This window comes from Burkholderia sp. FERM BP-3421 (assembly GCF_028657905.1).
Classification (GTDB): domain Bacteria; phylum Pseudomonadota; class Gammaproteobacteria; order Burkholderiales; family Burkholderiaceae; genus Burkholderia.
In genome coordinates, this window is sequence record NZ_CP117782.1 from 1440068 (window position 1) to 1453550 (window position 13483).

12 protein-coding genes are annotated in these 13483 nt (G+C 68.3%); 4 read left to right on the plus strand and 8 right to left on the minus strand.

Annotation, left to right across the window (positions count from 1 at the left end):
- Positions 1-3: 3 nt before the first annotated feature.
- The 8 genes from Bsp3421_RS22420 to Bsp3421_RS22455 form a co-directional block, all read right to left on the minus strand.
- A complete protein-coding gene (locus Bsp3421_RS22420; RefSeq protein ID WP_274003542.1) occupies positions 4-990 on the minus strand; it encodes a type II secretion system F family protein in 987 nt (328 codons plus the stop codon).
- Complete coding sequence (locus tag Bsp3421_RS22425; RefSeq protein ID WP_274003544.1) at positions 983-2335, minus strand: CpaF family protein; 1353 nt, start codon at positions 2333-2335, stop codon at positions 983-985. The genes Bsp3421_RS22420 and Bsp3421_RS22425 overlap by 8 nt, the downstream gene beginning before the upstream one ends.
- 3 nt (positions 2336-2338) lie before the next feature.
- The gene (locus Bsp3421_RS22430; RefSeq protein WP_274003546.1) at positions 2339-3577 is read right to left on the minus strand and encodes a fimbrial protein; all 1239 of its coding nucleotides are present in this window, start codon (positions 3575-3577) and stop codon (positions 2339-2341) included.
- A gap of 90 nt (positions 3578-3667) precedes the next feature.
- On the minus strand, positions 3668-4996 hold the full coding sequence (locus Bsp3421_RS22435; RefSeq protein ID WP_274003547.1) for a type II and III secretion system protein family protein: 1329 nt from the start codon (positions 4994-4996) through the stop codon (positions 3668-3670).
- Between the two features lie 64 nt (positions 4997-5060).
- Complete coding sequence (cpaB, locus tag Bsp3421_RS22440; protein WP_274003549.1) at positions 5061-5951, minus strand: Flp pilus assembly protein CpaB; 891 nt, start codon at positions 5949-5951, stop codon at positions 5061-5063.
- A gap of 96 nt (positions 5952-6047) precedes the next feature.
- On the minus strand, positions 6048-6518 hold the full coding sequence (locus tag Bsp3421_RS22445) for a TadE/TadG family type IV pilus assembly protein (protein ID WP_274003551.1): 471 nt from the start codon (positions 6516-6518) through the stop codon (positions 6048-6050).
- Complete coding sequence (locus Bsp3421_RS22450) at positions 6515-7015, minus strand: A24 family peptidase (RefSeq protein ID WP_274003553.1); 501 nt, start codon at positions 7013-7015, stop codon at positions 6515-6517. Before Bsp3421_RS22450 ends, Bsp3421_RS22445 begins: the two co-directional genes overlap by 4 nt.
- Before the next feature lie 82 nt (positions 7016-7097).
- Entirely contained in the window at positions 7098-7268 is a 171-nt protein-coding gene (locus tag Bsp3421_RS22455; RefSeq protein ID WP_274003555.1) for a Flp family type IVb pilin, read from the minus strand.
- A gap of 634 nt (positions 7269-7902) precedes the next feature.
- Between Bsp3421_RS22455 and Bsp3421_RS22460 the strand changes: the two genes are divergently transcribed.
- The 4 genes from Bsp3421_RS22460 to Bsp3421_RS22475 all read left to right on the plus strand — a co-directional run bounded on the left by Bsp3421_RS22460 (position 7903) and on the right by Bsp3421_RS22475 (position 13421).
- Complete coding sequence (locus Bsp3421_RS22460) at positions 7903-9618, plus strand: collagen-like triple helix repeat-containing protein (RefSeq protein WP_274003558.1); 1716 nt, start codon at positions 7903-7905, stop codon at positions 9616-9618.
- 18 nt (positions 9619-9636) lie between these two features.
- On the plus strand, positions 9637-10974 hold the full coding sequence (locus Bsp3421_RS22465; RefSeq protein WP_274003559.1) for a collagen-like triple helix repeat-containing protein: 1338 nt from the start codon (positions 9637-9639) through the stop codon (positions 10972-10974).
- A gap of 141 nt (positions 10975-11115) precedes the next feature.
- A complete protein-coding gene (locus tag Bsp3421_RS22470) occupies positions 11116-12795 on the plus strand; it encodes a ShlB/FhaC/HecB family hemolysin secretion/activation protein (RefSeq protein WP_274003560.1) in 1680 nt (559 codons plus the stop codon).
- Positions 12796-12959: 164 nt separating this feature from the next.
- Positions 12960-13421: a DUF2147 domain-containing protein gene (locus Bsp3421_RS22475; protein WP_274003561.1), complete on the plus strand. Its 462-nt coding sequence runs from the start codon at positions 12960-12962 to the stop codon at positions 13419-13421.
- Positions 13422-13483: the final 62 nt, after the last annotated feature.

Consider the following 13483-nt stretch of genomic DNA (forward strand, 5'->3'; position numbering starts at 1 on the left):
TCATCACCTGAGGCGGGCAAGCCGGTACAGCCAGTAGCCGCCCGCGATCTGCAACAGGAACGCCACGTAGACCAGCTGGCGACCGAACTCGTCGAACCACATCGCACCGAAATATTGCGGACTGGTCGCGATCACGAAGCAGCCGATCCCGACCGGCAGCAAACCGAGCACCCAGGCGGACAGCCGGGTCTCGGCGGACATCGCGATCAGCTCGCGCTCCGCCTGTTCGAGATCGCGCATGAACACGGCCATGCGATCGAGCATCACGTCGGCGCGGCCGCCGTACTTCACGGACAGGCGCAGCACCGAGCCCACCAGTTCGAATTCGCGCACCCGGTACAGCTGCGCGATGTACACCATCGCGCGATCGATCTCGACGCCCGAGCGGAGCATCCGCGACACGTGGTCGAGACAGCCGCGCAGCGGCGCCTCGGTCACCAGCAGCGCGGCCTGGAACGCAGCCGGCACGCTGTTGCCGAGCGTCACGAGCCGCACGATGCCGTCGAGGAACGACGGCAGCTGACGGACGATCTGCAGCCGGCGCCGCTGCATGCGCGACACCAGCCAGAACACCAGCAGCGTCACGCCGCCGATCAGCGTCGCGCCGGCGGCGAGCAGGCCCCCTTCCGCCCACGCCCACAGCGACAGCACGACGATCACCACGAGCAGCAGGATGATCCGCCCCCGGACCTCGTCGAGACCCGCGCGATTCGAGAAATTGAGCCACGATTCGAGCAGCTGTTCGCGCCAGCGCGCCCAGCCCGCGAGCGTCTTGCCCGCGCTCGCGGGGCGCGCCGCCGCCTTCGGCGCGGCGGCAGCGGCCGCCGCGCCCGGCTTGTCGACCGGACGCGCCATCGGTTCGAGCCGGCTGTCGATGAAGCGCGCGGTATGCGCGCGCTCCTGGCGCGCGTCGCCGCGCCGCCACAGCGCCAGCGCGCCGGCCGCCAGCACCAGCGCGACGACCAGCACCCAGAGGGCGGCGCTAGACATTGAAGCCTCCGCCGCCGCCGCGCCCGAAGCCGTCGCCCGCGGCCGCGCCGCCCGCCGGCGCGAGCGTCTGGCGGAAGCGAGTGAGCTTCGGCGAATGCGGATGGATGCCGAGCGACTCCCAGGCGTCGACTTCCTCGCCGTCGGCCATCACGCGCGGCTCGTAGCGATACAGCTCCTGGGTCGCGATGATGTTGTCGGACAGGCCCGTCACTTCGGTCACCGACAGGATGCGACGCCGCCCGTTCGAGAGCCGGCCGATCTGGACGATGAAATCGATCGCGTTGGCGATCTGCCGGCGCAGGCTCGACTCGGTGCCCTGGAAGCCCGCGAAGCCCGCCAGCATTTCGAGCCGGTACAGACATTCGCGCGGCGAGCTGGCGTGCACCGTGCCCATCGACCCGTCGTGGCCGGTGTTCATCGCCTGCAGCATTTCGAGCACTTCGCCGCCGCGCACTTCGCCGACGATGATCCGGTCGGGCCGCATCCGCAAGGTGTTGCGCAGCAGGTCGCGAATCGTCACGACGCCGCTGCCGTCGAAGCCGCCCGGCCGGCTTTCGAGCCGCACCACGTGGGGGTGGTTCAGCGACAGCTCGGCCGTATCCTCGATCGTCACGACCCGCTCGACCTCCGGGATATGAAAGGCGAGCGCATTCAGGAGCGAAGTCTTGCCGGAGCTGGTGCCGCCCGACACGAGGACGTTGCAGCGCGCGGCGACGGCCGCCTGGAGCAGCGCGCCGATTTCGTCGTTGTAGGTCCCGTTGCCGAGCAGGTCGGACGGCTTGAGCGGATCCTTGCGGAATTTGCGGATCGACACGATCGGACCGTCGATCGACAGCGGCTCGATCACGACGTTGACCCGCCCGCCGTCCGGCAGACGCGCGTCGACCATCGGATTCGACTCGTCGAGCCGGCGCCCGATCGGCGCCAGGATCCGGCGCACGATCCGCAGCAGGTGCGCGTTGTCGGTGAAGCGCACCGGCAGCTTCTCGAGGATCCCGTGGCGCGACACATAGATGTCGTTGTAGCCGTTGATCAGGATGTCTTCGACGTGCGGATCGGCCAGCAGATCCTCGATCGGCCCGAACCCGGCCAGCTCCTTGGTCAGGGCCTCGGCGATCGTCCGCACCTCGTTCTCGTTGAGCGGAATCCGGCGCAGCCGGACGAAGCTGTCCATCTCCAGGTCGACGAACTGGTTGATCGCCTGCCGCGACCAGCGGCCGAACTCCGCGCCGAGCTCCTCGATGCGGGTCAGCAGATGTTCGTGCGCCGCGTTCTTGATGTCGTGGAACTGCTGCGACTGCGAGAACGGCGCGGCGCCGTCGGCGAATTGGATGTCGTGTGCCATCGCTTAAGACCGCTTGGACGAGAGTTGAATGAAACGCTTGAGCGCGGACAGACCGCTTGCCGCACGCGGGCTGCGCGGCGCGGCGCCGCTCGCGAGGCGCTCGACGAGCGGCTCGAGCGCGCGCACATAGGGATCGCGCTCGGCCGTCTCGACGATCAGCCGTCCCTGGTTCGCCGCATGGCCGATCGGCACGCGGCGCGCAGGCAGCGTCGCGACGAGCGGCAGGCTCAGGCGCTCGGCGATCTGCGCGGACGCGAGCCCGAGCGCCGGGTCGTACTGGTTCACGACAAGCCGGATCGTCTCGGCGTGCACCCCGGCCTCGCGCAGCCCGTCGAGCAGTTCAACCGCCGACACGACCGAGGCCACCCCCTGATCGCACACGAGCCAGGCCTCGTCGGCGACATTGGTCACCTGCGAGACGAACTCGCGGTTCGAGAAGCCGCCGAGGTCGATGATCTGGTGATCGAAGAATGCGCGCAGCCGGTTCACCAGCCCGACGCACGAGGCATACGATACGTCGCGCAGGTCGGCGAGGTTCGGCGGCAACGTGGTCAGCGCGACGCCGCTGGGATGACGCGCGAGCGCCGTATTGACGAAGGTGCGGTCGAAGCGGCGCAGATTGCGCACCGCCTCGACGAAATGAATCTCGCAGCGCGTGTTCAGGAACAGCGCGCCGTCGCCCGCGGGCAGCCCGAGATCGACGAGCGCGGTCTGCCGCCCCTGGCTCGCCGAACGCTTCTGCAGCAGCACCGACAGGTTCGCGGCCAGCGTGCTCACCCCCATGCCCGCGCGCGCGCCGAGCAGGACCGTGACCTTGCCGTGCCGGATCGCCGGCTCGCCGAGATGGTCGAGCAGACCGCGCGTGATGCGCAGCGCATCCTCCCCCGGCGCGCCGAAGTCGACGAAGTCGCGCACCCCGGCGCGCAGCGCGGCCAGCGCGCTCTCCGGCTCCGCGAGCGAACCGAGCGCGACCACGGGCAAGCCCGGGTGGGCGGCGCGCACCGCGGCGGCGGCGATGCTGGCCGCCGCCGCGCGATCGGCCGAGAAGTCGATGAACACCAGCGCCGGATTGAGCCCCGTGATGCGCTGCGCGAGCGCCGCCGGGTCGAGCGGCGACGCCTCCACCGCGCCCGCCGAGACCAGTGTCTGCGCGAGCCAGCGCACGTGCTCGTCATGCGACGAGGCACACACGAAATAGTCGGTGACGGCGGGTTCAGCCAATGACTGGGTTCTCGCGTTCATGTTGAACACCTCCGGTTACGCGCGGCGCGCCCGCGCCCCGCGCAGCGGCACGCAATCCCGCTGCGCCCCTGGCATCGCGGCGCAGCGCGCTCATTTCGAAAATCCCGGGCCGATATCCGGCGACAGCACGCCGCCCAGATACGACCGCCACACCGGCCCGTCGCGCTGCTCGGACAACTCGCCCGGCGTCGCGGGCAGCGGCGCGCCCTGCGCGATCGGCGCGACCAGGTGCGGCGTCACGATGATCACCAGCTCCTTGTCGTTCTGCTGATAGCTGAGGTTCTTGAAGAACGCCCCGATGATCGGCAAATCGCCGAGGAACGGCACCTTGTTCAGATTCGACGTCGTCTCGCGATCGATCAGGCCGCCGATCATGAAACTTTCCCCGTCGCCCAGCTCGACCGTCGTGTCGGCGCGCCGCGTCGTGAGCGCCGGCACCTGGATGCCGTCGATCGTGATCGAGTGCACGAAATCGAGCTGGCTCGACTCCGGCGCGACCTTCAGCGCGATCCGCCGTGGGCTCAATACGGTCGGCGTGAGCGTGAGCCCGACGCCGTAGGGCTTCCAGTCGATCGAAATGGTGCCGAGCGACTGCGGCACCGGCACCGGGATCTCGCCGCCCGCGAGGAAGCTCGCGCTCTGGCCCGACAGTGCGACGAGCGTCGGCTGCGCGAGCACGCGCGCGAGATTGTTCGCCTCGAGGATCGACAGGTCCGCGAACAGCCCGCGCGACGCGGAGCCGACGATCAGGTTGAACGCGGATGCGATCGGAATGTTCGCGTTGATCGAGGCCGTCGACGAGGTCCCGCCCGTCACCGACTGCAACCCGGACGGCGCGAACGAGCCGAACGTGAAGCCGTTGTTCTGCTTGAAGAGGTTGATACCGGCCTGCTTGATCACCGAGCGGCTGAACTCGACCACCCGCACGTCGACCTGCACCACGCTCTTGCCCGCGATCGTCGCCGCGTCGATCACCGCGCCGTCCTTGCTGACCATGGTCCTGGCGATCGCCAGCGCGTGCTCGTGCGAATCAGCCGACGCGGCGGAGCCGGTCACCACCGCGGTGCCGTTGAACGACCTCACGCTCGGCCCGCCCTGGCCGGACAATGCGCGCGCGGCGCCGCTGACGACGTTGACGTTGTAGACCATCGGCTCTTCGCGCCCCCGTTCCCACACCATGACATTGGTCGAACCCGCTGCCTTCGCGACCAACAGCACGCCGCCGCGTCCGCCCTTGACGACCAGCACGTCCGCGACGCTCGGATCGCCGACCGCGACCCGCTGCAGGTCGCGACCGCCGGCAAGCTGACGCTGCGCGCCGACCGACAGCTCGATCGTGCTCTCGCCCGCCGCGCCCGCGCCGGACACGACGAGCAGCGCACATACCGCAATGACCAATGCAATCAATTTATTTTTCATTGTGTCGGAGACCGCGTTGCGGCCTTCTCCCTACCGTCACTGGTTCAACTGCCCACCACCTCGATCAATAGGCGACCGTCTCGGCCCGCCCACCCCGTATGACCTCGATGCTGCCGCCCTGGCGCGGCGCAGCGTTCACGCGCGGCTTCGGCGCGGGCGCGCTGTCGCTGTGCGACAGATCACCCAGCACGAGCCCCAGCGCGGCCTGCGCCGACTGACTCTGGCTCGGCGCCGCGCGGATCGCGACCGTCTGCGCCGCGACCTCCTCGTCGCGCGGGCTGCGCAATGCAAGCACCAGCCGGCCGCTCGCCTCGGCGAGCGTCAGCGCGTCGACCTGCGCGGTCGGCACGGCCAGCACCGCGGTTCGCGCGGCGGAACCCGTCGGGCCGGTGGTGCCGTCGCGATCGGCGGTCGCATCGCCGAACGCGAGCACCCGCACCCGCGACAACAGCAGCCGCGCCTGTGACTTGGCGATTTCCGAGCCGCTCATGCCGAACCCGCCCTCGCGCTTCAGGCTCACGAACACGTCGACGAAATTGCCGGGCCGCAGCCGGCTGCCCACCGCGTTGGCCTCGTCGACCTTGACCGCGACCGCGCGCTCGCCCGGCGCGATCTGGTCGGCGAGCCCGGACATCAGCGCGGTCTCGACCACCGGCGCCTGCGCGGCGATCGCATTGACCGGAATCCGGCCCGCGACCGCCGCCGGATCACCGAACGCGCCCGGCGGCAACGCGCCAGCCTGCTGGATCTTCAGCGCATCGAGCGGAATCGGCTGGCCGGCGGGCAACGCGCGCACCGCGACGACGAGCGGGAAGCTGTGCGCAGGCACCGCCTGCACGATGGTCGTCGGGGCCGGCTGCGCCGGCTTGCGGCCGAGCACCCACGCATAGATGCCGAGGAGGACGGCGATCCCGATCAGCAGTCCCGCGATGATCTTCGTCAGATTGTTGGCCATGGTGTTGTTGTCGGAACAGCGAAAGAAAGGCTGAAACAAACCGGTCGCGTCAGGTTCCGCGGCGAGCGTGCCGTTAACGGCGCAAGGGCGGGCTCCTCATATGATCGTGGCGGGATTGATCTCGACCGTCGCCTGGCTCGTCAGCGTCGTCGGCAATGCGCCGGTGAACAGCGCGATCGTCGGCACCAGCGGGCTGCTCGCATACGGATAGGTGATCGTGACCTGCACGCAGTACATCGTCGCGTCGAACGAACACGGCTGCTGCGCGACGCTCGTGCAGGTGGCATTGGTCGACAGCCAGCCCGTCAGGCCGTTGGCGGCGGTGCAGGCGGCCGTCGCGCGCAGGCCGAGCGCAGCCGTGGGCGTGGTCGCCACCTGGTAGTTGAGCGCGGCGCGCGCGCCTTCGGTCGCGGCGAGCGTCAGGCTCTGCTGCGCGGCGAAGATCATCCCGTAGGTGACGATCGCGTAGAAGATCACGAAGAACAGCGGGAACAGGATCGCGAATTCGACCGCCGTCGCGCCTCGCTGGCGCCGGCTCCACAGCCGTGGCGTGATGGCAGGCTTCATTGCGCCCCCCCGGTGTAAGTAAGGTAGGCGAGCCAGCAGGCTGCCGGCACGACCAGGCACGCCGCATACGGCGTCGAGCGCCGCGCGCCCAGGGCGAAGGTCGGCGTGCCGCCCCGCCACAGCGTGACGAGCGAAGTCCGGGTCAGCAGCATCACGCCGAGCGCGTGGAGCCCCGCGGCGATGCTTGCGACAATCCACAGCCACGGCAGCGCGCTGATGCCGCACCAGGCGCCCAGGACGGCAAAGACTTTCACGTCGGCCGCGCCCATGACGCGCAATGCAAAAAATGGAAACAGCGAGACCAATCCAATACCGCCGCCCAACAACGCGCCGGAAAGCGTGGTACCGAATGGATTATGTCGGCCAGCTGTAAATATGAAAACCGCAATCAATCCGGAAATCACGAGCGCATTGGGAATACGGCGGTCGCGGCAATCGTCGATCGCGACTGCGGTAGCCCAGGCGAAAAAGAAAGCAACACTGAATAAGTGAACCATTTCAGCCTCAATCGCCCACGCAACGGTACGCGGATTGCCGAAGCAATCCGCGATTCGTAATAACGCGTAACAATCCAGTGCGTTATGCCGTCGGCAGCTTCGCAACGATGCTGGAGAACACGGCGTTCAGCGATGAGCCGAGCGTGCCGACGCTGGTGGCGATGACGACCGCGATCAGACCTGCGATCAGACCATACTCGATCGCGGTGACGCCCGTTTCTTCCCGTAGGAAGCGATTCATCAGTGCTTTCATGGTGATCCTCGTGCCTTGGAGTTTTCGTTGGCCCTAATGCGCCTCGCATAACGGCCCACTTTGCCGCATCGTCGTCCCCGGCGACGTGACAATTTCGTTATAGCTCGTATTTCAGGAGCTCTTCACAATTTGAAGCAAGTTAACAGTCATCGCTATAGCGTCCTCCTCGTGTACCAATTCGTACAAACCTTGCACGGACGAATCTTATATCCGAACCTCTTTGCCTTCCAACTTGTTTTATACATTTCGTTCAGACAATCCAACGTCACGTACACCTTATTTGTACGGCTTTTCGGTAGCACTTACACATAGGACTTACGATAGGTTAGATCTGCCAGCCTAATCCATCTATAAAACAATCGTTTCAAATTTCGAAGCACTGACTGCGTTACGCGATGTGCGTAACGCAAAACCCTCGGCGTTACGTTACGTACCCCGTGCGACGTATCGTCGTATTGTTCATTTCATCTGGTTTTCTCCTCGCGCCGCAGGGTAGGGAAATCCTTGCTGGACAAGGACGATCGTCCGTTTTTCGCGTGTTCCGAACAGACAGTCGAATGGTGTGGCACGGCAGTTGCAGGGTGGATATCGCGGTAACCACACACACACCACATGACAGCAACGCGAGGATGATATGGACACCCTGACTTTTGTACATGGCACGCTCCGGACGACTTTGATCGCGGCCACCGTGGCAACCATGCTTACCCTGACCGCTTGCGGCGGTTCCGGCACGCTCAGCTCGGGACTCGGCGGCGGCTCCAGATCCGGTACGTCGGGCGGCGTGACCACCACGACGTCGGGCACCTCCTCCGGCTCCAGTTCCGGCACCTCGGGTTCCAGCTCCGGGACGTCCGGCTCCAGCTCGGGCACGTCGGGCTCGAGCTCGGGCACCAGCTCCGGTACGAGTTCGGGAACCAGTTCCGGCACCAGCTCGGGCACCGGCGCATCGGTCAACGCAGTCGGCTCGGTGCTCGCCGGCACCGGCAACATCGTCACGAATGTGGGCGCAACGGTATCCGGCGTCGGCACCGTGGTCGCCAATCAATCGCTGCCCGGCGTCAGCCCCCAGACGACGCAATCGCTCGGCGGCGTCGTCCAGCATGTCGGCGGCGCGGTCAGCGCGCTCGGCAACGGCCTGAACAGCGGCCTCGGCCAGCTCGGCGCCACCGCCAACCCGCTCGGCACCACGCTGGCCAGCACGGGCAACGTGGTCGGACAGCTCGGCGACGCGGTCACCAGCACCGGCGCCCTCGTGACCAGCCTCGGCAGCGGCCCGCTCGCACCGCTCGCGCCCGTCACCTCGGCCGTCGGCGGGCTCGTCGCCTCGCTCGGCAACTCGGTCACGACGACCGGCACGAATCTCGGCGTCGCGCTGTCGACCGGCCCGGTGCAGCAACTGACGCAAACGGTCAGCTCCGCCATCACGCCGATCACGACGATGGTCGGGAATACTACGCAAACGGTCGGCAACGCAACCGGCCTCGGCGCGCCGGTCAACACCCTGCTCGGCACCATCGGCAACGGCCTCAATCAGGCCGGCGCCCTGCTCGCATCGACGGGCGGCAACCCGGTGACGACCGGGCTCGGCGGCACCGTGTCGGCGACCGGCAACACCGTCAAGTCGGTGGGCGGCCTGCTGTCCGGCACCGGCGGCGCCAATCCGCTCGCGCCGATCACCGGCATCGTCAACGGCCTGACCGGCACGCTCGGCGGCGGCGTCGGCGGCGGGAGCGGCGGCACCAATCCGCTTGCCCCCATCACCGGCCTCCTCTCGACCGTCACCGGCGCACTCGGCGGTGCGACGGGCGGCGCAGGCGGCGCCAACCCGCTCGCCCCCGTCACCGGCCTCGTCTCGACCGTCACCGGTGCGCTCGGCGGTGCGACGGGCGGCGCAGGCGGCGCCAACCCGCTCGCCCCCGTCACCGGCCTCGTCTCGACCGTCACCGGTGCGCTCGGCGGTGCGACGGGCGGCGCGGGCGGCGCCAACCCGCTCGCCCCCGTCACCGGCCTCGTCTCGACCGTCACCGGTGCGCTCGGCGGCGCGACGGGCGGCGCGGGCGGCGCCAACCCGCTCGCCCCCGTCACCGGCCTCGTCTCGACCGTCACCGGTGCGCTCGGCGGCGCGACGGGCGGCGCGGGCGGCGCCAACCCGCTCGCCCCCGTCACCACCGTCGTGTCGACCGTCACCGGCAGCGTGTCCGGCTCGGCAGGCGCGACGGCGGGTGCGGCAGGCGGGGCTTCGCTGTCCGGCTCGAGCGGCGGCACGAGCAGCGCGAACAATCCGCTCGCGCCGATCACGTCACTCGTCGGCGGCCTGCTCGGCAGCCTCGGCGGCAAGCCTCATTAAGACAGCGAGGAGTCGATCATGAGCCACCCCCACCTTATCCGCCCGGCCACGCTCAACACCTGGCGCGTCCCGCTCACCACGCTCGCCGCCGCGCTCGCCACCGCCTGCCTGCTCGCCGCGTGCGGCGGCAGCGACGTGACCGCCCCGCCGGCCGCGAGCACCGGCACGGGCAGCGGCAGCGGTTCCGGCTCGGGCAGCGGCACCACCACGACCCAGACCACCGCAGGCACCGCGGGCGTCATCAACACGCTCGGCAAGACCGCGATGGATCTCGGCAGCACGGTGGGGTCGGTCAGCGTGCCGGGTCTCGGCAACGGCGTCACGCAAGGGCTCGGCACCACGGTGTCGGGCGCCGGCACCATCCTGAACGCCGCGGCCGACGCCATCAGCAACGGCCTCGGCCAGACCGGCTCGACATCGAATCCGGTCGGCACCACGGTCGCCGGGCTCGGCAGCGTGGTCAGCGCGGCCAGCCCCGCCGTGCAGGGCCTCGGCGACACGGTCCAGGCGCTCGGCACGGGTCCGCTCTCGCCGCTGTCGCCGCTCACGACCCCCGCCAGCACGCTGATCGACACGGTCGCGAACGGCGCCAACGCAGGCGGCAAGACGCTCGGCACCGTGCTGTCGTCCGGCCCGGTCCAGCAGGTGACCCAGCCGCTCAGCAACGCGATCACACCGATCGTGATCACGGCGGGCCAGGTGACCCAGACGATCGGCACGACCTCGGGCCTCGGGCAGCCGGCCTCCGGTCTGCTCGCGCAGGTCGGCGGCGCGATCGGCTCGGCCGGCGCGCAGGTCGGCGGCTCATCTAGCCAGCCGCTCGTCGGCGACGTCGGCCAGCTGGTGTCGTCGGTCGGCAACACCGTGACCAACGCAGGCGGTGTCGTGAACCCGGCCGGCCCGAACGGCGCCGCGCCGATCCCCGGCCTGACGGTGAGCCTCGTCGGCGGCTCGTCGGCCACGGTCGGGGCCGGCTCGGCCGGCGGTTCGCCCGCCAACCCGCTCAACGGCGTGCTGTCGACCCTCGGCCTCGGCGCGAATCCACTCGGCTCCGTGACCGGCCTCGTCGGCAGCTCGGGCGCAGGCGGCCCGCTCGCCCCCGTGACCGGCATCGTATCGAGCGTCACGGGTTCGCTCGGCGCCGCCACCGGCGGTGCGAATCCGCTCGCGCCCGTCACGGGTTTGCTGAATACTGTCACGGGTACCGTCGGCGGCGCGGGCAGCGCGAGCGGCAGCAATCCGCTCGCACCGATCACCGGGCTCGTCAGCAGCACGACGGCGTCGAGCGGCAGCGCGAGCGGCCCGCTCGCGCCGGTGACGGGACTGTTGGGCACACTCGGCGGCATCGGCAAGTAACGCGTCACGCGCGCGACGCTGGCCGAGCGGGACGCGCGGTTTCACGAGATTCGGCACCACAAGAAAAGACCACGATGCGCGGCGCGGGACCGGCCGCGCATCGGCATCGAAAAACGAAAAGCAGGCCAACGAGGAATCACGATGACATCCAGACATGATGCGTGGATCGTGCTGCTCGCGCTCGCCGCGGCCACCGGCGCCTCATATGCCCAGAATCGCCCGGGCGGCAACCCGCTCGAAGCACTGCCCCCGATCAACCCGCCCCAACGTCCGAACGTGACCGTGCAGGTCGCGCCCCAGGAACTGCAGGTACAAGCGTTGCTCGCACGCCACCTGACGCCCGCCACCTTCCAGGTCGAAGGCGTGAAATCAATCCCATTCGAGGAGATCTCCCGCCGCTTCACCCCGCTCGTCGGCCAGGACATCACGATCGGACAACTGATCGAGGTCGCCAACGGCGTGACCAAGCTGTACCAGGATCGCGGCTACGCGCTGTCGTTCGCGTTCATTCCCGCGCAAACCTTCGAGGGCGGCGTGGTGCGCGTGACGGTCGTCGAGGGCTATGTCGCCAACGTGAAGATCACCGGACGGCCGGGTGCGATGGAAGCGAAGGTGCGCGCTATCGCCGCACACATTACCGACGACCATCCATTACGGCGCGCGACCTTCGAACGCTACGTCAACACCTTCGGCCTGCTGCCCGGCGTCACGGTCAAGGCCAACGTGCCGCCGCCCCAGAACACCGACGGCGCGACCACGCTCGAACTCGACGTGCAGCGCAAACCGTTCAACGTCAGCATGGGCCTCAACACGAGCAACCCCGGCGTGCAAGGGCTCATCACCGCGACCGAGAACGGCCTGACCTCGCTGGGCGAACAGTTGAGCATCTCCGCGCTGTATCCGAAGGGGCCGAACAACCAGACCTACGTCGCGTTCAGCGGCTCGGTGCCGATCGGCAGCAGCGGCCTGATGACGCGCCTCGACGCGAGCCACTACCGCGGCAACCCGACCGACAATCCCGGCCTGCCGTCCTACGTGCAGCGCACCGTCATCAACGACAAGCTCGGCCTGTCGGCGTCGTATCCGCTGCTGCTCAACAACCAGCACAGCGTGCTCGGCACCGTGTCCGGCTATGCGTCGCACAACGAGGATCGCTACCAGAACCAGATCAACGGCGCGAGCCTCGGGATGCGTTCGCAGGTGCGCGTGCTGCAGATGCAACTCGACTACACGAACGTCCAGCCGACCCAGGTGCAGAAGCTGAGCTTCAATGTCGCGAAGGCCTTCGACATCCTGGGCGCATCGAAATCCGCCGACACCAACGTGCCCGGTGCGGTCGCGACCAATCCCGCGTCGATCACCTTCGTCCGCACGGGCGCCACCTACGTGCAGACCAACCAGTGGCCGCTCAAGATCGGCACGACGTTTCAGCTGACCGGACAATACAGTCCCGATTCGCTGCCGACCACCGAGCAGATCACCTTCGGAGCCCAACGTTTCGCGCTCGGCTACCAGCCGGGCGAAACCTCGGGGGACTCGGGCTGGGGCATGTCGGTCGAACTGAACCGCGCGTTCGCACCCGGCTACACCTACCTGAAGACGATCACGCCCTACGTGGCGTTCGACATGGCGCGCGTGTACCTGCACGCGGGCGCGACGTCGCCGAACCGGCTGTCGTCGGTCGGCATCGGCGTGCGGGTCTCCGACAGCCGCTTCTACAACATCGACCTGTCGATCGCGAAGCCGGTCGGCGACGCGCCCGTCGAAAGCGCCGCGCGCAACCCGCGCGTGAATGCGTCGTTCTCGTATCAACTGAACTGAGCAAGCGCGACGGCGCGGCCCGCGGGCCGCGCCGATTAGAGGCTTTTCTATCAAACGGCGCCCGTGCTTTCACGTATTCTGCGCAAGGTTCACGCTATCGCGGCCCTATGCAGGCAGCCCCGTGGACGCCAGGAAAACAACAACGCAATCCAAGGAGGACGACGATGACTCGATTGACCCGCTCCCTGCGCTCGCTGACCGTCGCGGGTGCGCTGCTGGCCTGCGCGGCCGCGGCATTCGCACAGAACGACAGCCCGATCGGGACCTGGCAGACGATCGACGACAACACCGGCAAGCCGAAGGCGCTGGTGCAGATCTCGCAGGACACGAGCGGCGACCTGTCGGGTACCGTGCTCAAGGGACTCGGCGCCAGTGACACCCCCGATCGCCGCTGCACCGCGTGCACCGACGAACGCAAGGATCAGTTGATCAAGGGCATGACGATCATCAAGGCGATGAAGAAGGTCGGCGAAGGTTGGGATGGCGGCAATATCCTCGACCCGGAAAACGGCAAGGTGTACCGCTGCAAGATGGCGCTCGAGGATGGCGGGCAGAAGCTCGTCGTGCGCGGCTATATCGGCATCTCGCTGCTGGGGCGCTCGCAAACCTGGATTCGCCAGCAGTAAGCGTATGCCTCATCGCGCGCCGCGCGCGCGACACAAAACAAAACCGGCCTGTGCGATCGATC